At 73.4% G+C, this 21,584-nt stretch carries 19 protein-coding genes and 2 pseudogenes; 6 read left to right on the top strand and 15 right to left on the bottom strand.

Annotated elements, in window-relative coordinates; genetic code table 11:
* Positions 1 to 83: 83 nt before the first annotated feature.
* The 6 genes from ACWJ6R_RS10015 to ACWJ6R_RS09990 form a co-directional block, all read right to left on the bottom strand.
* Positions 84 to 1,340 carry an ATP-grasp domain-containing protein gene (locus ACWJ6R_RS10015; protein ID WP_449061941.1) on the bottom strand — a complete coding sequence of 419 codons (1,257 nt, stop codon included), beginning with the start codon at positions 1,338 to 1,340 and terminating at the stop codon, positions 84 to 86.
* Entirely contained in the window at positions 1,337 to 2,872 is a 1,536-nt protein-coding gene (locus ACWJ6R_RS10010) for a class I tRNA ligase family protein (RefSeq protein ID WP_449061940.1), read from the bottom strand. The genes ACWJ6R_RS10015 and ACWJ6R_RS10010 overlap by 4 nt, the downstream gene beginning before the upstream one ends.
* On the bottom strand, positions 2,869 to 3,270 hold the full coding sequence (locus ACWJ6R_RS10005) for a cupin domain-containing protein (RefSeq protein WP_449061939.1): 402 nt from the start codon (positions 3,268 to 3,270) through the stop codon (positions 2,869 to 2,871). The genes ACWJ6R_RS10010 and ACWJ6R_RS10005 overlap by 4 nt, the downstream gene beginning before the upstream one ends.
* A 42-nt stretch (positions 3,271 to 3,312) precedes the next feature.
* Entirely contained in the window at positions 3,313 to 4,611 is a 1,299-nt protein-coding gene (locus ACWJ6R_RS10000; RefSeq protein WP_449061938.1) for a lysine N(6)-hydroxylase/L-ornithine N(5)-oxygenase family protein, read from the bottom strand.
* Positions 4,612 to 4,673: 62 nt separating this feature from the next.
* Positions 4,674 to 4,889, bottom strand: a complete 216-nt coding sequence (locus tag ACWJ6R_RS09995; protein WP_449061937.1) for a hypothetical protein — start codon at positions 4,887 to 4,889, stop codon at positions 4,674 to 4,676.
* Positions 4,890 to 5,005: 116 nt separating this feature from the next.
* Positions 5,006 to 5,401, bottom strand: a complete 396-nt coding sequence (locus ACWJ6R_RS09990; RefSeq protein ID WP_449061936.1) for a hypothetical protein — start codon at positions 5,399 to 5,401, stop codon at positions 5,006 to 5,008.
* A 244-nt stretch (positions 5,402 to 5,645) separates the two neighbouring features.
* Between ACWJ6R_RS09990 and ACWJ6R_RS09985 the strand changes: the two genes are divergently transcribed.
* Positions 5,646 to 6,641, top strand: a complete 996-nt coding sequence (locus tag ACWJ6R_RS09985) for a LuxR C-terminal-related transcriptional regulator (RefSeq protein ID WP_449061935.1) — start codon at positions 5,646 to 5,648, stop codon at positions 6,639 to 6,641.
* 128 nt (positions 6,642 to 6,769) lie between these two features.
* Positions 6,770 to 7,507: a CHAP domain-containing protein gene (locus ACWJ6R_RS09980; RefSeq protein WP_449061934.1), complete on the top strand. Its 738-nt coding sequence runs from the start codon at positions 6,770 to 6,772 to the stop codon at positions 7,505 to 7,507.
* Between the two features lie 19 nt (positions 7,508 to 7,526).
* On the opposite strand, the gene ACWJ6R_RS09975 is transcribed toward ACWJ6R_RS09980, so the two are convergent.
* From ACWJ6R_RS09975 to ACWJ6R_RS09945, 7 genes and pseudogenes are all read right to left on the bottom strand, one after another.
* The gene (locus tag ACWJ6R_RS09975; RefSeq protein ID WP_449061933.1) at positions 7,527 to 8,024 is read right to left on the bottom strand and encodes a flavin reductase family protein; all 498 of its coding nucleotides are present in this window, start codon (positions 8,022 to 8,024) and stop codon (positions 7,527 to 7,529) included.
* A 6-nt stretch (positions 8,025 to 8,030) separates the two neighbouring features.
* The gene (locus tag ACWJ6R_RS09970) at positions 8,031 to 9,263 is read right to left on the bottom strand and encodes a styrene monooxygenase/indole monooxygenase family protein (RefSeq protein ID WP_449061932.1); all 1,233 of its coding nucleotides are present in this window, start codon (positions 9,261 to 9,263) and stop codon (positions 8,031 to 8,033) included.
* 174 nt (positions 9,264 to 9,437) lie between these two features.
* A complete protein-coding gene (locus ACWJ6R_RS09965) occupies positions 9,438 to 10,427 on the bottom strand; it encodes an AraC family transcriptional regulator (RefSeq protein WP_449061931.1) in 990 nt (329 codons plus the stop codon).
* A 271-nt stretch (positions 10,428 to 10,698) separates the two neighbouring features.
* A complete protein-coding gene (gene manA, locus ACWJ6R_RS09960; protein WP_449061930.1) occupies positions 10,699 to 11,733 on the bottom strand; it encodes a mannose-6-phosphate isomerase, class I in 1,035 nt (344 codons plus the stop codon).
* A complete protein-coding gene (locus tag ACWJ6R_RS09955; protein ID WP_449061929.1) occupies positions 11,724 to 12,719 on the bottom strand; it encodes an ROK family protein in 996 nt (331 codons plus the stop codon). The genes manA and ACWJ6R_RS09955 overlap by 10 nt, the downstream gene beginning before the upstream one ends.
* A 214-nt stretch (positions 12,720 to 12,933) precedes the next feature.
* Positions 12,934 to 13,581, bottom strand: a complete 648-nt coding sequence (locus ACWJ6R_RS09950; RefSeq protein ID WP_449061928.1) for a cellulose binding domain-containing protein — start codon at positions 13,579 to 13,581, stop codon at positions 12,934 to 12,936.
* 128 nt (positions 13,582 to 13,709) lie between these two features.
* A pseudogene (locus ACWJ6R_RS09945) lies at positions 13,710 to 14,984 on the bottom strand (glycoside hydrolase family 3 N-terminal domain-containing protein); the annotation flags it as partial.
* A 393-nt stretch (positions 14,985 to 15,377) separates the two neighbouring features.
* Between ACWJ6R_RS09945 and ACWJ6R_RS09940 the strand changes: the two are divergent.
* Entirely contained in the window at positions 15,378 to 15,761 is a 384-nt protein-coding gene (locus tag ACWJ6R_RS09940) for a glutaredoxin domain-containing protein (RefSeq protein ID WP_449061927.1), read from the top strand.
* Positions 15,762 to 15,780: 19 nt separating this feature from the next.
* Here ACWJ6R_RS09940 and ACWJ6R_RS09935 read toward each other — a convergent pair whose 3' ends face one another.
* On the bottom strand, positions 15,781 to 16,677 hold the full coding sequence (locus tag ACWJ6R_RS09935) for a universal stress protein (RefSeq protein ID WP_449061926.1): 897 nt from the start codon (positions 16,675 to 16,677) through the stop codon (positions 15,781 to 15,783).
* A 215-nt stretch (positions 16,678 to 16,892) separates the two neighbouring features.
* Between ACWJ6R_RS09935 and ACWJ6R_RS09930 the strand changes: the two genes are divergently transcribed.
* The 3 genes from ACWJ6R_RS09930 (at position 16,893) to ACWJ6R_RS09920 (ending at position 21,013) form a co-directional block, all read left to right on the top strand.
* Positions 16,893 to 17,591, top strand: a complete 699-nt coding sequence (locus ACWJ6R_RS09930; RefSeq protein WP_449061925.1) for a CBS domain-containing protein — start codon at positions 16,893 to 16,895, stop codon at positions 17,589 to 17,591.
* Positions 17,592 to 17,684: 93 nt separating this feature from the next.
* On the top strand, positions 17,685 to 18,959 hold the full coding sequence (locus ACWJ6R_RS09925) for a phospholipase D family protein (RefSeq protein ID WP_449061924.1): 1,275 nt from the start codon (positions 17,685 to 17,687) through the stop codon (positions 18,957 to 18,959).
* A gap of 587 nt (positions 18,960 to 19,546) precedes the next feature.
* Positions 19,547 to 21,013 carry a cellulose binding domain-containing protein gene (locus ACWJ6R_RS09920; RefSeq protein WP_449061923.1) on the top strand — a complete coding sequence of 489 codons (1,467 nt, stop codon included), beginning with the start codon at positions 19,547 to 19,549 and terminating at the stop codon, positions 21,011 to 21,013.
* Between the two features lie 138 nt (positions 21,014 to 21,151).
* Here the strand turns inward: ACWJ6R_RS09920 and ACWJ6R_RS09915 are convergent.
* Positions 21,152 to 21,584 (bottom strand): annotated as a pseudogene (locus ACWJ6R_RS09915) (ATPase); the annotation flags it as partial.

Genomic DNA, 21,584 nt, shown 5'->3' with positions numbered 1-21,584 from the left:
GGCGCGGAGGCCGGCGGCCTGCGCGGGGACGGCGGCCTGCGCGGGGGCGACGGTCAGCGCGGGGGCGACGGTCAGCTGGGTCATCACCGGTCTCCGATCGGGGAGAGTTCGACGCGGATCCGGTCCGCGAGGTCGTTCATGGTCCGCCGGGCGTCCTCCAGCGAGTCGCCGGTGGTGCCCAGGAAGCCGAGGATGCTGTTGCCCTCCGGCGGGCGGCGGACGACGTCCCCGGGCTGAGCGGTGATCTTGAGGAAGAAGACCCGGTCCGACTCGCTCACCTCGGCGGGCACGTCGATCCGCTCGATCCGGCCCGCCTCGCACAGCAGGCACATGGCGGTGACGTGGACGCCGGTCGGCTCGTAGTGGCGGACCCGGGGCCGCACGCCGCGGGCCACGTCCATGACGGCGCGGATCGGGCAGTGGTCGGCGGTGATCCGGGCGATGAGGTCCAGTCCTCCGCCGCCGGGCCGGATCGCGATCTCCAGCAGGTACGGCTCGCCGCGGTGGAAGCGCACCTCGGCGTGCATCACGCTGCGGCGCAGCCCCTGGGCGCGGGCACCCGCCGCGACGACCCGGTGCACCGCGGCCACCTGCTCCGGGCCGAGCGAGGTCGGCGCGTGGTGCACGTCGTCGTCGAAGGTGCCGCCCTCGGCGGTGATCCGGTCCACGATCGAGCCCAGGTAGACCTCGCCGTCCCAGGCGACGGCCTCGATCAGGAACTCCTCCCCGTCGAGGAAGGCCTCGACCATCAGGCCGTGCGGGCCGAGGTCGATCCCCTCGGCCTCCATCGCGTACCACGACATGCCCGCGATGCCCTCGACCGCCCGGGGGAAGGTCTCCCGCAGTTCCTCCTCGTCGTCGATGCGGAACACGAAGTTGCTGGCCGCGCCGAGCGTCGGCTTGAGGATGACGGGGTAGCCGAAGTCCTCGGCGGCCCGCCGGGCCTCCTCCACGTCGGCCACCAGGCGGAAGCCGGGGTGCGGGGCGCCGTGCCTGCGGTGCGCCTCGCGCATCAGCAGCTTGTTCCGGCTGGTCCTGGCCGCCTCCGGGCCGACGCCCGGCAGGCCGAGCGCCTCGGCGACGGCGGCGACCGCGGTCACGGCCGACTCGGAGAAGGTGATGACCCCGTCGAAGCGCTCCTGCTCGTGCCAGGTCTTCGCCTCGGTGATGAGGTCGTCGATCCGCTGGGAGCCGGCGACGCGGTAGCGGTCCTGCGGCCAGAAGTCCGGCGTGCCGATCCCGTTCAGCACGTACAGCTCGGCGCCGAGGTCGGCGACCTGGCGGTAGCGGGACTGGTAGTAGGCGGCGTTCTGGCGCGCCTCCAGGGCGAGCAGTCTCATCGGGCGCTCCCGGGCAGTCGTGGCAGCAGGAAGGAGGTGACCGTCTCGGCGCCGGTCTCCAGGGTGAGCTTCACCCCGCGTGTCTCGGCCTCGGCGGCGACGTCGATCAGGATGGGGGCCGCGCAGGCCAGCAGGGTGCGCGTCTCCAGCAGCAGGTCGCCGGGCTCGGCGCACCCGGCCTCCAGCAGCCGGCCGAGCTGGGTGACGATCCCGTCCGCCGCCCGGGTCAGGCTGAAGGACGGCAGGTCGTAGCAGAGGCGGAACCGCTCCACCATGACGGCCGCGCGGCGGCGGCCCTCGCCGGTGACGGGGAGCTCCTCGCCGGGGTCGGCGACGAGGGCGTCGATCCGGTCGGCCAGCGCGTTCCACGGCGCGCGCAGGCGCCGCTCGGCCACCTGGTCGAGCCCCTCCCTGGTGAAGTTGGCCCGCTGGTCCTCGGGGCAGGTCAGGGCGAGGTAGAACCGGACCAGGTCGCGCGGGACCTCCGCGACGAGGTCGGCGCCGCGGATGAGGTGGCCCCGGCTGGTGGAGAACTTCTCGTTCTCCAGCTCGTAGAACTCGTTGCAGACGTTGGCGTCGGGGGTGATGTAGCGGTCGCCGTGGGCGAGCAGCATCACCAGGTCGACCATCCCCCAGAAGTAGACGTTGTCGAAGCCGTGGAAGTAGACGAGGCGGTTGCCGCCGCCGGCCCGCCAGAGCGCGTCGACCGGGCCCTCGGGCTCGCCGGCCGCCTTCCAGGTGGCGTAGATGGAGGCGGGCATGGCCTCGACCCACGGGTAGAGGATCTGGCCGGGGGTCTCGGCGAACGGGGCGTCGATCCCCCAGCCCGGCGACGGCACCGTGATCGGGATCTCGGGGAGCGGGCCGGCGAGGATCTCCCGGACGAGCTGCGCGCCGTGCCGCCGCCAGACGTCCCGGCGGGCCGCGTAGTAGGCGGTGAGCTCCTTCCGGTAGCGCTCCATGGGCAGCACCAGGACGGTCGCCTCCCTCGAGGTCACCGGGTCGGCGGGGTCGAGCACCGAACGGGGGCCGATCAGCTCGTCGAAGTGGTTGGGCCTGCCGCAGCCCTCGCACGACCCTCCGCAGCTCTCGGCCAGGCAGGACGGGCACTCGCCCTTGACCAGCCCGTCGAACAGGTACGTCCCGGCGTTCTCGCCGTACGGCATGCGCACGGTCCGGGTCTCGAAGCGCCCCTGCCGGTGCAGGGCGGTCACGAAGTCGAGCACCGTCCGGCGGTAGACGTCGTCGACGGGCGGCAGCTGCGCCAGGGAGATGCCCATGGCCCGCACCGACCGGCCGATCTGCTCGGTGGAGGTCCGGCAGAGCTCGCCGGGGGTCGTGCCGCGCGCCCGCGCGGTCGAGATCATGTAGGACTGGCTGTCGTCGGTGCAGGTCGCGTAGGTCACCGGCCGGCCGTCCGCACGCAGGTAGCGGGCGTACACGTCGCCGGCGAGGTACGGCCCGGCCATGTGGCCGACGTGCAGGTCGCCGTTGGGCGTGGGGGTGGCGGCGATGACGATCGTCTGCGTCATCTCTCCTCCCGGGCGTCGCGCTCGTGGTTCTGCTCGTGGTTCTGCTCGTGGCGGGCGGTGAAGGCGCCGGTCATGTCGGCGTCCCACCAGATGCCGTACATCTCGAAGTCGGCCGCGCCGTCGTTGACGACCCGGTGGTCGGTGCCGGGCGGGAAATAGGCGACGTCCCCGGCGGCGAAGGCGGCCCGGTCGCCCTCGCTCTCCAGGACCGCCTCGCCCGACACGGCGATGAAGATCTCGTACTCGTGGTGGGCGTGCCGGGTGGAGGCCGTACCAGGCCGGACCACGCACCAGGCGCCCTCGAAGGGGGCGTTCAGCGTCGTCCAGGGCAGCAGTCGTTTGGCCAGCAGGCCGTTGTCGGGCCTGAGCTGGTCGGGGGCGAAGGTGTTGAGGTCCATGGAGGACTCCCTCGGAGTCGGACGGGGGCGGCGGTGGGGCGGTCAGGAGGCGACGGGCAGGGCGAACGGCGCGAGCAGCTCGGTGGCGGCCAGGCGGTCCTGGATGTCCGCGACGATCTCCTCGGCGCGGGTGGCGAGCACGCTGAGCAGCGAGTCGGCGATGCCGTGCGTGTCCTCGTTGACGCCCTGCAGATAGCAGGCGGCGTCCGAGCCCGGAGGCAGGCCGAGCCGGTAGACGCGGTCGACGGTGATCTCCCCCAGTCCCGCCCGGGTCGCCAGGTCGCGGACCAGCCAGGGCATCCGGCGGTCGAAGCCGGTGCCGAGCAGCAGGATGTCGCAGGGCAGCTCGGTGCGGTTCCCGCTCTTGCGGTCGGTCAGGGTCAGGACGATCTCGTCCCCGTCGAGCCCGGCGGCGGTGATCTCCGCCATCGTGATCATCCGGAGCCGTTCCCGCCCGTTGAGCCGCTCGAGGTAGATCTGCCGGTACAGGGTCTCCAGCAGGCCGGGCGAGAGCCCCGCGTAGTTGCTGCGGTGCATCTCCGACAGGAGCTGGCGGCGCGCCTCCGGCTTCGCGCCGTAGAATTCGTCGATGAAGGAGGAGTAGAAGAGCTCGTTGGTGAACTTGCTGCTCTCGTAGCCGTTGAGGCCGATGGAACGCATGATCATGGTGCACTGGGCCTCGGGCATGCTCTGGTGGGTGGCCCAGAGCATCTCGGCCGCGCTCTGCGCTCCGCCGATCACCGCGACCCGGTGCGGCGCGCCGTGGTCGAACCGGCTGATCCCCCGCGTGTACTCGGTGCTGTGGACGATCCGCTCCCGCGGCAGCCCGCCGAACACCTCGGGGATGTGCGGGTCGCGGCCGGCGCCGACCACGAGGGTGCGGGCGGTGACGGTGGAGCCGTCGCCGAGCTCGGCCCGCCACTCCTCCACCTCGCCGCCGGGCAGCAGGACCGGCTCGATCCTGACGCACCGCCGGCCGTACTCGATCCGCACCCGCGACAGCGACCGCGCCACCCACAGGAGGTATTCCGATATCTCGCTCCGGTAGGGAGTGAAACTGCCCAGATTGACGAATTCATTGAGCCTTCCGGCCGAGTGCAGGTAATTGACGAAGGAGAATCTGCTCCGCGGATTCCGCAGCGTCACGAGGTCCTTCAGAAAGGACACCTGGCTCTGCGCCCAAGGCAGCAGCATGCCGCGCTGCCAGGACACGTCCTCGTGCTGCTCGAGGAGCAGGGTCCTGCTCGCCAGCTCGGGCGAGAGCTCCTCCAGCGCCACCGCCAGGGCGAGGTTGGAGGGGCCTGCTCCGATCGCCAGTACTTCGACTTCCTGATGCTTCACTGTGGTCGCCTCCCAGACGACTTGCCGGGCTGCCGCCCGGATCGGGGTGCTTCGCCGGCCGGTCACTGCCAGCCGGCGCCGAGCGCGGGGACCGGCCCGTCGCCGGGCGCGGAGCCCGCCGGACCGTCCGCCGCGAGGTGGGCCGAGGACGCCGAGGACGCCGGAGACACCGGGGACACCGGGGACACCGGGGACACCGAAGACAGGACCGCGAACGCGGATGCGAACGCGAGGGACAGGGCGCCGAGCGCGGCGGCGGGGCGGCCGATTCCGTTCATTGTTTTCCTCTTCCTTTCCGCCGGTGTCGTGCCGGCTGAATTCACCGGTGCGGCCGTTGACGTTTCCCCCGGGGATCAACCGCGCTTTCCCCGGCACTTCGGATTCTTGCCGCGAATCAGTTCCGGGATAAGTACCGGGGGCTGTCAGCGCCCTGCAATGGCAGGACGCTGCCAGGCCCGCCGCCGAGCGGCGGGGGCCCGGCCGGGCGGGGGGCCAGGCCCGCGGCGCAGCCGTTCAGGGACCAGCCCGCGAGCCGGGGGGATGCCGCCAGGCAGCGCCGGCACAGCCGCTCGGCCGCGGTTTCGGCGGCTTCGAGCGTGGACTGCAGGATGAAGATGCCGAGATCGGCGCCGGCGGCGCTCACCGCGCCGTAGACGTGCTCGATCCGGTCGGCGGGATCGGCCAGGGAGAGGACGAGGTCGCGGAGTTCGCGGACCGGCATCCGCGGCGCGGGCGGCGGGCGGGAGCCGGCCTCCTCGGGGGCCCGCAGGCGGGCGTTGATGAGATACATGGATCGACGGTCTCCGCCGGCCGGCGGATCCGCCAGGGATCCGGCCTGGCAGGCACCTGCCGTGCAGGAGGCTGCCAGGGGAGACGTCTCCGCCGAGGACCTTCCGGCCGGGCGGTTACCGCCGGGTTATCCGGTGCCCGCGTAACTCCGGCATGACCCCCGCGCCCTAGTTTCAGGCTGCGACCGCCGGAAGGTCGGCCCCCGGCCGGTCGCACCGTACCCGCGTCCACCACCGGGAGGGGTCGTGCTCTCACTGCTTGGCCTCGGGTCCGCCGAGGAGACCGTCTACCGCGCCATGCTGGAGAACCCCTCCCACGGGGTGTGCGAACTGAGCGAGAAACTGGGCTGGCCGGTCCCCCGGATCCGCGACGCGCTCGACGAGCTGGCCCGGCTGTCGCTGCTCCGGCCCTCCTGGGAGGAGCCGGGCGCCCTGTGCCTGGTGCGTCCCGAGGTCGGCCTGTCCGCGCTGCTCGCCCGGGAGGAGGAGGCGCTGCTCAGCCGCCGGCAGGAGATCGAGCGGGGCCGCACGGCCGTCGCCCAGATGATCGCGGCCTACGCGGACCTGAACCCCGCCCGGCCCGGCGACGGCGCCGAGACCCTGCTCGGCATCGACGCCGTCCGGACGCGCATCGAGGAGCTGGCCCTGCGCTGCCGGCACGAGCTGCGCGGATTCGAGCCCCAGGGCGCCCAGACCCCGGCGAACATCGAAGCCAGCAGGCCGCTCGACCAGGCGCTGCTGGAGAACGGCGTGCGGATCCGCGTCGTCTACCTCGACAGCGTCCGCAACGACCAGCACACCGCCGCCTACGCGACCTGGCTGGCCGAGCTCGGCGGCCGGGTGCGCACGATCCCCGCCCTGCCCACCCGGATGATCATTTTTGATCGGGAGGCGGCGCTGCTCCCGATCGACCCGGACGACAGCGGCGCCGGTGCGGTCCTGCTCCGCGGCGCGGGCGTCATCGCCGCGCTGGGCGCGCTGTTCGAGGACGTCTGGGAGCGGGCCGACGCCTTCGGCGACGAGCCCCGCCGCGACGAGCGGGGGCTGAGCAGCCAGGAGCACGAGGTCCTGCGCCTGCTGTCGACGGGGCTCACCGACGAGGCCGTCGCCCGCAAGCTCGACGTCTCCGTGCGCACCCTGCGCCGCGTCACCGCCGAGCTGATGGAGCGCCTGGGCGCCCGGAGCCGGTTCCAGGCCGGCTGCCTGGCCGCCGGGCGGGGCTGGATCTCCACCCGGCGCTGAGCCGCCTCCGGAGCCGCTGAACGATCATCGAAACGGGCGGATGTTAGACTGACCTCGGAGTTCTCGACGAATTCTCTCATCCGCCGGCCCTCCCGGCAGGCGGCGCGGAGACAAGGAGCGAACCCGGGATGATCCATGATCGCGTTCCCCGTTCCCTCCCCCCCTCCAGCCTTTCCCGGCTGGCCCTCAGCGCGGTGTTCCTCGCCGGAGCGGCCCTCGTCGGCGCCCCGGCCCTGATGTCCGGCGTCCCGCCGGGCCTCCGGACCGGCCCGCTCACCCAGGCCGCGCCGTACTGGCCCGCGGGGCGGGCTCCGCAGGCGGCGGTGGCGCGGATGCTGAGCGTGGCCGAGCAGCAGGTCGGGATCCGGGAGGACGCCGAGGGGGGCGGCACCAAGTTCCACTCCTGGTACATGGAGACCTCCCGGGCCTGGGAGACCGCGGCCCGCGACGGCCACAGCGTCCGGGCCTACGCCAACGCCCCGTGGTGCGCGATGTTCGTCGCCTGGGTCGGCGAGCAGGCGGGGCTGCGCTCCATGGTCGGCGCGGACGTCTACGTCGTCACCTGGGCCAGGCGGTTCCAGCTCGACGGACGCTGGGGCGGCACCGCCACCCCCGGCGCCGTCGTCTTCTTCGACATCGACGGGGGCGGCGGTGAGGGCGTCTACCGGATCGATCACATGGGCCTGGTGAAGCAGGACAACGGCGACGGCACGATCACCACGATCGAGGGCAACACCGACAACGGCCGGGTCGAGCGGCGCATCCGGTCCAAGGGCGAGGTCGTCGGCTACGGCTACCCGGACTATCCCGCGATCTGGGGGCCCCGCTCCGGAGCCCCGGCGCGGGCCGCCGGAGCGGGCTGGTGAACCGCCCGGCGGGCGGCGGCTACGCGCAGCGCGCCGGGACCGGGACGACGCCGAGGGGCGCCGCGGAGCGGTAGCGCCCGGCGTGGAAGACCAGCGGCTCGCCCTCCGCGCGGTGGAAGCGCTCGACCTCCCCGATGAGGATCAGGTGGTCGCCCGCCTCGTGGACGGTCGCCGTACGGCAGGCGAAGTACGCCAGGGTCCCGGCCAGCAGCGGCGCGCCGCCGGAGCCGGGCAGCGTCTCCACCCCGGCGAACTTGTCGGGCAGCGGCGTGGCGAACCGCCGCGACAGGTGGTCCTGGTCCTCGGCCAGGACGTTGACCGCGAACCGGCCGGCCCGCAGGAAGACGGGCACGCTGGGGGAGTTCCGGGTCAGGCACCACAGCACCAGGGGCGGGTCGAGCGAGACCGAGGTGAAGGAGTTGACGGTGACCCCGGCCCGCTCCCCGCCCGGGGCGGCGGCGGTGACCACCGCCACCCCGGTCGCGTACTGCCCGAGGGCCTCGCGCAGGGCTCGCACGGCCGCTCACTCCCCTCGGGCGCCGGTGCGCGCCAGGTAGCCGCCCGCCGAGACGGGGTCCATGAACCACTCGGAGAAGTCCGCCGGGTCGTCGAAACCGTTGACGAACCGCGAGGCCACCTCCGGAACCCGGCCCGCGGCCTGCAGGATCTCCAGGACGTGCGGCGGAGGGGGCGCGAGGAGCGCGTTCGTCCAGGCCGTGGTGTGCCGGGCCCCCTCCCAGTAGCGCTCGAAGGTCTCCTCCATCCAGGCCGCGTCGAACGGCCGCCCGCCGCGCTCCAGGATGCTCGCCAGATAGGAGGCGGCGCACTTGGAAGCGTTGTTGGCGCCCTGCCCGGTGATCGGGTCGTTGAGCACGACGACGTCGCCGGCCCCCAGCACCGGTGCGCCCGAGGGGAGCTTGGCGACCGGCCGGCGCACGACCGGGGCGAAGCGGCCGGCCAGCACGCCGCCGGAGTCGGTGAGCTCGGCGCCGGCGCAGCGCTCGGCCTCCCACGGCAGGAAGGTCTCCAGGATCCACCGGCTCCTGGCCAGGTGCTCGGCGGGGGTGCGCACGTCGCCCCAGCAGTCCATCGGGCCACCGGGCAGGCCCTCGAAGACCATGATCTCGCAGGGTCCGGTGACGGTGAGGGCCGGGAAGACGAAGTACTCGCCGACCCCCGGGACCAGGTTGAAGCAGACCGCGGAATGCTCCGGCCGCGGCGTCAGGCCGGTGACGTAGGTCAGGGCCAGGGCCCGCTGCGGGGCGTCGTACGGCGAGCGGGCGGCGTCCCGCTCGAACAGCGAGGCGATCGGTCCCTTGCCCGCGGCGACCACGACCAGGTCGTGGTCGGCGGCGTACTCCTCCAGGTCGTCCACCCCGGCGTCGTGGACGACGAGCTCGCCGCCGAGCCGCTCGACCTCGGCCATCCAGGCGGGCATCTTCAGCCGCTGGTCGACCGAGCGGGCGGGCGCGTCCAGCCGGGCCGCCCAGTGGATCGCCCGGCCGCCGTCCGGGCCTGGGACGGTGAGCTGGATGCCGTCGATCGGCGGGCACTCGTCCGCCCACAGGTCCAGGCCGAGCTCGCGCTCGTGGCCGAGGGCCGTGCCGAACATGGCCTGACTGGACATGACCCGGCCGTCCCGGATCCGCTCCGGGGTCCGGTTGGAGACGACGGTGACGTCGTAGCCGTTGCGGAGCAGGCCCAGGGCCAGGTGGAGGCCCGCTTGCCCGGCGCCGACGATGAGGATTCTGCGCATGGTGAGACGTCCTTTCTCAGGGGTCTTTCCGGTGGATGGTCGATCGGCGCCTGGTGAAAACGGTACGGCGGGCCCTGCCGGGCGGGCCATCCGCTCAGCGCGGGTTCCATCCGCCTGGCGCGGGGATCCTCAGCGGCCACGCAGCGTCTGCGACGGCGCCTGGCGCGGGGATCCTCAGCGGCCACGCAGCGTCTGCGACGGCGCCTGGCCGTACCGGGCGCGGTAGGCCGCGGCGAAGCGCCCCTGGTGCAGGAAGCCCCAGCGCGCGGCCACCCCGGTCACAGTGCGGCGGGCGGGGTCGCCGGCCGCCAGCTCGTCGTGGACCCGGCTCAACCGCACGTCCCTGAGGTAGGTCATCGGGGTCAGGCCGAGGTGGCGGCGGAACCCCTCCTGGAGCGAACGGCCGCTGACCGCCACGGCGCGCGCGACGTCTCCGGTCGTCAGCGGCTCGTGGGCGTGGCCCTCGATGAACTCCATCGCCCGGCGCACCACCTTGGGCACGGCCGCGGGCCGGGGCGCGTTCAGCAGGTCCCGGTGGTTCGACGGCTGCATGGTGAGCAGTGAGGTGATCAGGGCGCCCTCCAGATGGGCGATCGCGAGCGGCTGCGCGGCGAGCCCGTCGTCGCGCTCCGCCGCCCCGACGACCAGGTCGACCATCGACCGCCAGCCCCGCGCCCAGCCCGCGGTCATGTCCACGCCCAGGTCGAAGACCAGGGGCCGGTCGGGCCTCCGGCCGAGCATGCGCTCCAGCGCCTCCTCGACGGCGGACCGGTCGAACTTGACGATCAGCTGCGGGCAGCCCGCCGCCCAGCGCATGTCCAGGTGCTCCGTCGGCGAGGGCAGCGAGGCCAGTCCGGGCGTCGAGACGATCTCCTGCCCGCCGCACCGGATCAGGCTGCGCCCGGCGAGCGGGAGCTGCACCAGGAAGAAGGACTCCAGTTCTCCGGGCTCGATGCGCACGTCCGCGCCGTAGTCGAGGTAGTTCACCCGGACGGAGCCCGGCTGCGCGGAGTTGAGCCGGGCGGCCAGCGGCGCGCTCCCGCCGGTCAGCTCCAGCCGGTGCGGGCAGAACACCCTGCCCACCTGCTCGCGGGCCTCGTCGAGGTCCGCGGTGCCGAAGACCGCCCTGTCCGCGAGCGGGACCCGCTCCTGCACCTCGCCCATCGACGCTCCCGCCCCGGGTCACCGTCACCTGTACGGCGGCGCACGGTCGGGTGCGCCCGCCGTACCGATGATCGCCGACGGCGGCCCGGCCGACCAGGTACAAATACGCAGACTCCCGCCCCGTCCGGCGCTCTCGGGAACAGTCGGTAGGCCGAGGGGCGGTGAGGCGCCTTTCGGCCGGAGCCCCGCTCAGGACGGACCGGCGGCCCCGGCGCCGTTCAGGACGGACCGGCGGCTCCCGGCTCCGCACAGAACACGGTGCCGGCGGTGGTCACCGTGACGGCTCCCCCGGCGGCCGGGACGAAGGCGGACTCCCCCGCCGCCAGCCGGAGGGGCCGACGCCCGCCGTGCCCTCGGTGCACAGCAGGATGCGCGGCCTCCCGCCCGCCAGCCGGTGCTCCCCCGCTCCGGTCAGCCTCCGGAGCCGGAACTCCTGGGACGGCGTGGCGTACAGGCCGTCCCGGGCCTCCACCGGCAGGGGGGCGGCGGCCGGGTCGGTGACGCGCAGCAGTTCGGGGATGTCGAGCGGCTTGGGGGTGAGCCCGGCCCGCATGACGTTGTCGGAGCTGCCCATGATCTCCACCGCGAACCCCTTGAGGTAGCAGTGGAGCACCCCCGCGCCCAGGAAGAGCGCCTGGCCGGGGGCGAGTTCGTGCCGCCGCAGCAGCAGCGGGGCCAGGCAGGCGGGGTCGCCGGGGTACTGCCGGGCCAGCCGGACCACCAGCGCGTAGTCCGGATGGTGCACCGAGGAGGCCGCCCAGACGATCTGCTCGGTGGCCCGGTCGCCTTCCAGGAGGACGCGCAGGGCGTCGAGCGCGGCGCCCCGCCGCAGCAGCGCCGCCGTCTCCGCCAGCGCCGGCACGCCCAGCCGGTCGACGAGCATCGCGGCCTGCTCCGGAGGGCGGAACCCGGCCAGCGCGGTGAACGGCGTGAGCGCGCACACCAGCTCCGGCTTGGGCCAGGGGTCGCCGTAGACGCCCCGGGCGTGGCCGTCGGCGGCCTGCTCGGCCGAGGGGTGGACCTGCAGCGAGAGCGGCCGGGCGACCGCGATGAGCTTCATCAGGTACGGCAGGCGCGCGCCGAACCGGGTGAGCGTCTCCTCGCCCAGCTGTCCGGCGGGGTCGGCGGCGATGGCGTCGGCCAGCGAGCGCCCGTCCCCGGGCAGCAGCGATGGAGCGGCGGGGTGGGCGCCGAGCCACATCTCCGCCTCCGGGCCGGGGGCGGGCACGGGCCGTCCGGTGAGGGCCGCGATGTCGGTGCGCGATCCCCACGCGTAATCCTTGACGGGGTTGGTCATCAGATGCATGCGGTGTCCCTCGGTTCGCGGGCCGGAGCCCCGTCCCCCGGCTCGCGGGCCGGAGCGCCGCCGGGCACCGGGAAGGCCCCCGGGCGGGACGGGGACAGGACCAGCGCCGCGGCGCCGAGCAGGCCGGCGTCACGGCCCAGGGAGGTCGCCTCCACCCGCACGCGGCGCAGGAAGCCGAGCCCCGCGTTACGGGTGACGGCCTGCCGCAGTGGGTCCAGCAGGACCGGCCCGGCGGCGGCCACGCCTCCCCCGATGACGACGCGGTCGAGGTCGAACAGGGCCGAGGCGGTCAGGATCGCGGTGGCCAGCGCGCCGGCGGCCCGACGGAAGGCCGACTCCGCGACGGCGGCCCCCGCACGGGCGTCGGCGGCGAGGGTCCGGGCGTCGTCGCCGGTCCAGCCGTTCGCACGGGCCCAGCGCACCATGCTCGGTCCGCTGGCGACGGTCTCCACGCAGCCGGTGGCCCGGCACGGGCACGGCTCGCCGTCCGGATCGACGGCGATGTGGCCGATGTGGCCGGCGTTGCCGGTGGGGCCGAGGTGAGGGACGCCGTCGAAGACGAAGCCGCCGCCCACTCCGGTGGAGACGACCATGCCGAGCACGGCCCGCGCCGGCTCCCCCTCCGGCAGTCCCCGCCACCATTCGCCCAGCGCCATGCACTGGCCGTCGCCCGCCAGCCGCAGAGGGCGGCCGGGGACCAGCCGGCCGAGGGCGGCCAGCAGCGGGAAGTCCCGCCAGGCCGGGATGTTGACCGGGCTGACGGTGCCGGCCACCGGGTCGAGCGGACCGGCCGAGCCGACGCCGACGCCCTCCAGCCGGGCGGTGGGCACTCGGTCGGTGACCTGGCCGACCACGTCCAGCAGCGCCTCCTCCGGGCGGGCCCGGTCCTTCAGCGGGACCTCGGCGCGCGTCATCACCGTGCCGTCGGCGGATACCGCGGCGGCGGCGAACTTGGTGCCGCCGATGTCCACGGCCAGGACGGTCACGATCCGGACCCGGTCGAGGGGCCCGCGGCGGGCAGGCGCTTGCTCACTGTGTCCTCCGAAGTGCGTGAACGAAGATGGTTAACCGGATAAGCGAGAAGAATCTATGATTCTTATGACAACGATGTCAATCGGCCGTCGCCGGGACCGTCCCCGCCCTCGGTCCAGGTGCGGGCGTCTTCGGAGCGGCGACGGGCCGGGTGGGTGAACGCGGTCGTCAGCCGACCGAGCAGGCCGTGCCGTTCAACGTGAAGGCGTCCGGGACCGGATTGCTCCCGTCGTGGGTGCCCTGGAAGCCGAAGGAGGCCTTGCCCAGGGACGCGTTCCAGGTCACGTTCTTCGCCGTCACCTGGCGGCCGGACTGGGTCAGGGAGACGTTCCAGGAACCGGTGATCCTCTGGTTCCCGCCGAAGGCCCACTGGAGGGTCCAGCCGTCGATGGGCGTCGCGGACCTGTTGACGATCGTCACCTCAGCCGTGAAGCCGTCGCCCCAGGTGTTCGTCCGGTACGTCACCGCGCAGCCTTCCGCCGGAGTCGGAGTCGGAGTCGGTGTGGGCGTGGGGGTCGGAGTCGGTGTGGGCGTGGGCGTGGGGGTCGGGGTCGGCGTGGGCGTGGGCGTGGAGTAGGTGAGGCCGAAGCCGTACTCGAACAGTGCCGGTTTGCCGTCCCCGGCGTTGATCGGCTGCTGGCCGGCCTCCCGCATCCAGGTCATCGGCAGCTTCCCGGTGGGAGCGTGGTCGCCGAACAGCACGTCGGCCACCCCGCCGCCCTCGGTGCCCGGCAGCCACGCCGCCAGCAGCGCGTCCCAGCCGCCGAGCTGCGCGGCGACGTCCAGCGGCCGCCCGGAGACCAGCACCACCGCCACCGGCACCCCTGCCGCCTGGAGCCGCTGGAGCGTCGCCAGATCGGCCGAGTCGAGGCCGAGCGAGCCGGCCGGTCACCCTGGCCCTCGGCGTACGGGGTCTCCCCGACCACCGCGATCGCGGCCCGGTAGGAGGAGTCGACGCCCGACCCGTCACGGCTGTAGGTCACGGTCGCGCCGGACCCCACGGCGTCCCTGATGCCCTGCAGGATCGTGGTCCCCGTCGTGGTGTTCCCCGAGGAGCCCTGCCAGCTGATCGTCCAGCCGCCGCTCTGGTTGCCGATGTCGTCGGCGTTCCGCCCCGCGACGAAGATCTTCCCGCCGGTCTTCGCCAGTGGCAGGAGGCCGTCGTTCTTGAGCAGCACCTGGGACTTGCGCACGGCCTCGCGGGCCAGGGCGCGGTGCTCGGCGCCGCCGACGCCGCCGGTCAGGGACCGGTCGGACAGCGGCCGCTCGAACAGCCCGAGCTCGAACTTCTTGGTCAGGATGCGCCGGTTGGCGTCGTCGATCCTGGACATCGGCACCCGGCCGGCCTGCACCTCGGCCTTGAGCAGCGAGACGAACCGGCGGTAGTCGTTGGGGACCATCACCATGTCGATGCCCGCGTTCACCGCCGACCGGACCTCCTCGGCGGTGAAGCCCTCCTGCCCGTCCAGCTGATCGATGCCCGCCCAGTCCGACACCACGAAGCCGGTGAAGCCCAGCTCGCCCTTGAGGAGGCCGGTGATCAGCTGACGGTGGCCGTGCAGCTTGACCCCGTTCCAGCTGCTGTAGGAGACCATCACCGACCCCACGCCCCGTTCGACCGCGGCCCTGAACGGGGGCAGGTGGACCGCCCGCAGCTCGGCCTCGCTCAGCCGGGTGTCGCCCTGGTCGTCGCCCCCGGTGGTGCCGCCGTCGCCGATGTAGTGCTTGGCGGTGGCCAGCACCGACGTCCGGCCGTCCAGCGAGGGCCCCTGGAACCCGTCGACGATCGTCGTCATCGCGCTCACCAGGCCGGGGTCCTCGCCGAACGACTCGTAGGTACGGCCCCACCGGTCGTTGCGCGCCACGCACACGCACGGTGCGAACGTCCAGTCCACCCCGGTGCCCGCGACCTCCTCGGCGGTGGCGCGGCCGATCCGCTCGACCAGGCCGGGGTCGCGCGTGGCGCCCAGCCCGATGTTGTGCGGGAAGATCGTGGCCCCGGCGACGTTGTTGTGCCCGTGCACCGCGTCCACACCGTAGATCATCGGGATGCCGAGCGGGGTCGAGAGCGCCTGCCGCTGGAAGGCGTCGTACATGTCCGCCCAGCCGGTCGCGTTGTTCGGCGAGGGCGCCGAACCGCCCCCCGACAGCACCGAGCCGATCCGGTACGTCGCCAGGTCCGACACCGGGCTGAGCGCTCCCCGCTCGGCCTGCGTCATCTGCCCGACCTTGTCCTCCAGCGACATCCGGGGCAGCAGGTCCGCCACCCGCTCCGGCACGCTCAGCGACGGGTCCTGGTACGGCGCGGCGAACGCCTGTGCCGCCGGGCCGCCGCCGGCCGCCTGGTCCGCGACCGTGAGGGCCAGGGCGAGCAGGAGCGCGGACAGGAGCGAGAGCGGAGCGCTCAGGCGCCGTGCAGAGGTCATTCGGTCCTCCTCGACATCGAGGAGACCGTAGGAAGCATCGGTCCCGCGATGCAATCCCCCGCCCTCCGCCGCGCCCGCGACCTGGGCCCGCCGAGGAAACTTTCACGCGGCCGCGCCGCCTGGAGGAGCCGGGGGCACCGGCGGACGGGACGGCACCCGAGCGGACAACCTTGACATACTTCCCGTATGTCGCTCTCAGCGTTCGTCCTCCTCGCCCTGTTCGTGTTGTTGATCGTCACGAACCTGCCGCACCGTGGCCGGGCCACGTCGCACCGCGACACGGACCACGGAGGCGTGGTCGTCTACTGGCGGCCCGGCTGCCCGTACTGCATGAGACTGCGCACGCGCCTGCGCTTCACCCGGCTGCGCTACAGCGAGGTCAACATCTGGAAGGATCCCGATGCGGCCGCGTTCGTCCGCTCGGTCGCCGACGGCAACGAGACCGTGCCGACCGTGGTCGTGGCGGGAGAGGCGATGGTGAACCCGTCGAAGAGCCGGGTGCTCGAAGCCGCCGGAAGGCGCCTCCCCGCACCCGGTGGCCGCGAACGGCAAGACGGTCCGGGGGCGTGACGTTCACCGTGCGCCGCCGTCACGCCTCCCCCCGGGCGCGCACCACCGCGACGGGGCAGTGGGCGTGGTGCAGCACTCCGTGGCTGACCGAGCCCAGTACGGCCGAGCCGAACGCGCCCAAGCCCCGCGATCCGACGACGACGAGGTCGGCCTCCTTCGAGGCGTCACAGACGGTCAGGACCGGGTGACCGCAGACCACCGTCCGCTCCACCTCGACCTGCGGGTACTTCTCCTGCCAGGGCAGGAGCGTCTCCTCGGCGACCTGCCGCTCGGCGTCGAAGACGTCCTCGACGAGCGGCGTGTAGGCGGTGGCGCCCGGCCCCAGGACGGGCATGCGCCAGCTGTGCACCGCGTGCAGGCGGGCACCCCGCCGTACGGCCTCGGCGAAGGCGTACGCCAGGGCGGCGGCCGAGTGCTCCGACCCGTCGAACCCCACCACGATCCGGCCTCGGGCCTCCTCCGGCACGTTCCTGGCCACCACGACGGGCGCCGGCACGTGACCGGCCACCGCGAGGGAGACCGAACCCAGCACCAGGCCGGTGAAGCCGCCGAGACCCCGGCTGCCGACCACGACCTGCTCGGCGTCCGCGGCCTCGCGGCGCAGGATCTCGGCCACCCCGCCGGACTCCAGCACGGTGCTCACCTCGATCTCCGGGGCGACTCCGCGGGCCACGTCCTGCGCCACGTCGACGACCTCCCTGCAGTGCTCGCCCACCGAGTCACGGAAGCCCGGCGGCGTGTCCAGCGGGATGTCCAGGGCCCAGGGCTCGCATACGTGGACGATCCGCAGGGCGCATCCGCGCCGCGCGGCGTCCTCGGCGGCCCAGGCGACCGCTGCCGTGGAGGCGGGCGAGCCGTCCGTGCCGACCACCACGTGCGCCGTCGTTCCCTTGTGCTGTTCCGCGTGCGGTGCCATGTCGTCCTCCTCGGGGGGTCCGCTCCCATTCGACCCCGCCGCAGCGGGCGCCGCAGCGGGCGATGGACCCCGTGGGCGGGGACCTTGGTCCTCTGGCTTCAGAATCTCCCCCGCGTCGGGATGAAGATGCGGGGGATACCGGGAAGGGTCCAGGGGAACCGGTCGTACGGCCCCGCCGCCGTCACGCGGGACGGATCCGTGAGGGGGACTGAAGGATGCACGTCAAGGTCAAGGACGTGATGACCACCGATGTGACGTCCGTCAACGGCTGCACGCCGTTCAAGGACGTGGCCGAGGTGCTGATCAACCACGAGGTGAGCGCGGTCCCGGTCGTCGACGGCGAGGGTCACGTCCTCGGCGTCGTCTCCGAGGCCGATCTGCTCCGCAAGGAGGAGTTCAAGGAGCAGTACTACCAGGAGGGGTACCAGCCGCCGCTGCGCGTCCGGCTCCGGCACCGGCTCGGCGGCCGGGAGGACACCCGGCGCAAGGCCGTCGGGGACACCGCGGCCGAGCTGATGACCGCCCCGGCGGTCACGATCCGTTCGCAGGCCTCGATCATCTCCGCGATGCGGCTCATGGAGGAGCGCGGAGTCAAGCGCCTGCCGGTCGTGGACGCCGCAGGACGGCTGGAGGGCATCGTCAGCCGCCAGGACCTGCTCAAGGTCTTCGTCCGGAACGACGCCGAGATCGCCGAGGAGGTGAACCGCGACATCCTGCGGCGCCCCCTGTGGTCCGGTCCTAACGACGCGACCGCCACGGTCGACCGCGGGATCGTCACCCTGGCCGGGCGCATGCGGCTCCGCAGCGACGCCCACCTCGTGGCCCGGCTGGTCCAGCGGGTGCACGGGGTGGTCGACGTGGCCGACCGGCTGGAGTGGGACGTCGACGACACGCCCCGGTGGAAGAACCTCTGACCGCGCCCGCGACGCGGACGCCTCCCCGAAGGGGCGGCGTCCGCGCGGCCGGCGGCCGTGCGTCGAACGGGGAAAAGGGGGTAGTTCGCGCCTGTGCGCGTCCACGACTGGTTCCTCACCGCCGCCGAGCGCGGCAATCCGGCCACCGTGATCGACTCCCGGCACGGTGACGGCGCCGCCTGGTCCACCGGTAACGCGGTCCGGCCCCTCGTGCACGGCTCCGCGTACTTCGCCGACCTGCTCGCCCGCGTCCGGGAGCTGCGTGAGGGCGACCTGCTGCTCTTCACCGACTGGCGCGGGGACCCCGACGAGCGGCTGGACGGCCCCGGTACCGAGGTCGCCGGGGTGTTCGCGGACGCCGCCCGGCGCGGCGTCGTCGTCAAGGGCCTGCTCTGGCGCTCCCACTGGGACCGGCTCCGCTTCAGCTCGGAGGAGAACCGCCACCTCGGGGAGGTGATCGAGGCGGCGGGCGGGGAGTACCTGCGCGACATGCGGGTCCCGCCCGGCGGCTCGCACCACCAGAAGCTCGTGGTGCTGCGGCACCGTGACGACCCCCGGCGCGACATCGCTTACGTCGGCGGGATCGACCTGTGCCGGACCCGCCGCGACGACGCCTCGCACGGCGGCGACCCGCAGGCCGCCCCGATGGCGAAGGTGTACGGCCCCCGGCCGCCCTGGCACGACGTGCAGGTCGCGCTCCAGGGCCCGGTCGTGGGCGACGTGGAGGCGGTCTTCCGGGAGCGGTGGACCGATCCCAAGCCGCTGACCCGCAACCCCGTGCACCGCCTCGCCGACCTGCTCCGCCACGACGACACGCACGCCGACCCGCTGCCGCCGCAGTCCCCGGACCCGCCCGCGTGCGGGCCGCACGCCGTACAGCTGCTGCGCACCTACCCACAGCGCCGGTCCCGCTACGCCTTCGCGCCGAAGGGGGAGCACAGCGTCGCCCGCGGGTATCTCAAGGCGCTGCGCCGCGCCCGGTCCCTGATCTACATCGAGGACCAGTACCTCTGGTCGCCGCAGGTCGCCGAATCCTTCGCCGAGGCGCTCCGGGACCACCCGGAGCTGCTGATGATCGGCGTCCTGCCGCTCCACCCCGACCAGGACGGCCTGCTCGCCGGGACCCCGCAGGTCCTCGGCCGGCAGCAGGCCCTGTCGGTGCTCAAGGAGGCCGGCGGGGACCGGGTGGCGGTCTACGGGATCGAGAACCACGAGGGCACGCCGGTCTACGTGCACGCCAAGGTCTGCATCGTCGACGACACGTGGATGACCGTGGGCTCGGACAACTTCAACCGCCGTTCCTGGACCTACGACTCCGAGCTCACCTGCGCGATCCTGGACGGGACGCGGGACCGCGGGAACCCGTGACCCCGGCGGGCACGGCGACGGAGCGCGCCGCCTGCCCCGGGAGCTGCGGCTGTCGCTCGCGCGCGAGCATCTGGACCGCGACGGAGACGGCGACGGCCACGACGACCTGCTGGATCCGCGCGCGTTCTTCGACGCCTACGCCGCCGCGGCCTCCGCCCTCGAACGCTGGCACGCCGGAGCCGCCGCGGGCCGCGCCCGCCGGGGCGGCTGCGCCTGCACGAGCCCGGCCCCCTGCCGCCGTTGACCGCCGCCCTGGTGACGCCGCTGTACCGCATGCTGTGCGACCCTGACGGCCGCCCGCGCGCCATGCGCCGCGCCGGCGCCTACTGAGGACGCCCCTGAAGACGCCGCTGAGGACGCTGCCGCGGCGTCACGCCCGGCAGCCCGGCAGCCCGGCAGCCCGGCAGCCCGGCAGCCCGGCAGCCGTCGGACGGCTCCCCTCTCGCCGCATCTTAAAACCACCTTATGTCCGGCTTATGGAGCCCGCAGAACGCCGACCGCTGCGGGAGCATGCATCCATCCTTATTAAAAGCAGGAAACTTTCCTGCCTCGTACAAGGGCTAGGTACCCCTGATCTGGAGTGATCCTTGCGAAGAATCACCGTCGGCTCTCTGATCACCGCAGCGGCGCTGCTGTTCCCCGTGGGCGCCGGAGTCCCGGGCCCGGCGAGCGCCGCCACGGCCGCCGCCCAGTCGCTGCGCCTGCAGTACATGACCACCTCCACCGAGGCCCTCACCGATCAGGTCGAGCCGCTTTTCAAGATCGTCAATAACGGCACGACCCCTGTCGCGCTCAGCCAGGTGAAGATCCGTTATTACTTCAAGGGCGAGACCGCTCACCGCTTCGCCTGCTCGTGGGCGAGGGTCGGCTGCTCCACCGTGACCGGCCGGTTCGTCCCGCTGGCGAAGCCGGTGCGAGGCGCCGACCGCTACCTGGAGGTCGGCTTCACCTCCGGAAGGCTTGCGCCCGGCACCGACACCGGCGACTTGGAGCTGCGCTTCTACCGGCCGGACTGGCGGACGTTCGACCAGTCCGACGACCACTCCTTCGGTGCGGGCCGTACGAGTTACGCCGACTGGGACAGGGCGACCGTCCACGTCGGCGGCCGGCTCGTCTGGGGCGTGCAGCCGAGCGGCACGGGCACGGCGCCCACTCCCACCGCGCCTCCGGCCACCGCCACGCCGAAGCCCCCGACCCCTCCGGCCACCCCCACTCCGAAGCCCCCGGCCACCCCCGTGCCGGGAGGCTCCGGCGGGCAGGGAACGCTGTTCGACGACTTCGCCTACACCGGCCCGTCCGACGCGAAACTCGCGCAGCACGGCTGGCGGGTGCGCTCCGGCAACGGCGGTCCCGGCGTGCCCGGGGTCGGCTGGTCACCCTCGGCGGTCGCCTTCCCCCGGGTCAACGGCGATCACGTCCTGCAGCTCAGCGCTTCCACCGACGGCACCGGCGCGGGCACCGTCCAGTCCGAGCTGTCGACGACCCGGCGCAAGTTCTTCGAGGGCACCTACGCCGCCCGGGTGAAGTTCAGCGACGCCCCGGTCTCCGGCCCTGACGGCGAGCATGTGGTGCAGACGTTCTTCACCATCACGCCGCTGGAAAGAAGCATGGACCCGGACTACGGCGAGCTGGACTTCGAGTATCTGCCCAACGGCGGCTGGGGCGAGTCCGGGCCCACCATGTTCACCACGACCTGGGAGACCTACCAGGCCGAACCCTGGAAGGCCGTCAACACCCACTCCACGGAGCGGGCCAGCTTCGCCGGCTGGCACGATCTGGTCCTCCAAGTGTCCGGCGGACGGGCCAAGTACTACATCGACGGGCGCCTGATCGCCGACCACGGCGGCGAGCACTACCCCGAGACGCCGATGTCGATCATGTTCAACCAGTGGTTCATCGACCTGCGGAGCGGCTCCGCTCCGCGTAACTACCATCAGCAGGTCGACTGGGTCTACCACAGCAAGAACGAGGTCGTCTCGCCCGCCGACGTGCTGAGCAGGGTCGAGTCGTTCCGTTCGGCCTCCACCGCCTTCATCGACACCGTCTCCGGATAGCGAGACCGGCCCGGCCCCCGCAGACCCCGGTGGCCGGGCCACCGCTCCGCACAGGACGGGGCCCACCGCTCCGCGCAGGGCCGGACACGCCGCTCCGCGCGGGGCCGGACACGCCGAGGAGCGCACCACGGACCGGCCTCACCCTGCGGAATCGGATCCGCCTGCCGGGCCGGCGGCTCCAGGACCGACGAAACGGCGGTGGAGCCCGGCGGCCTCCTCCCGGCCCAGAAACGGCACGGCCGCGAGCCACGCGGCGGCCCCGGCGCCGTCTCCCGCGACGGCGATCGGCGCATCCCCCCACCGCCGCCGGAGCAGATCCACCACGGCCCGCCGCACCGGTCCCTCGCTCGTCAGCACGCTCCCGGCCAGCACGATCGGCACGTTCGAGCCGGGGTCGTGCACCCTGGCCGCGGTCCCGGCCAGGCGGGCCGCGGCGTCGGCCACGATCTCCTCCGCCGCCGGATCCCCGAGGCTCACCGCCCGGCTGACCAGGGGGGCCAGCTCCGCCAGCGCGAGCGGGTGGCGGGCCTGCGCCGCGGTCGCGAGCAGGTCGGCCAGTTCCCCGCCAGAG

It is taken from the genome of Planomonospora algeriensis, from assembly GCF_977012225.1.
Note: the sequence above shows the minus strand (reverse complement) of the source record. Positions and strands in the feature narration are given on the sequence as shown.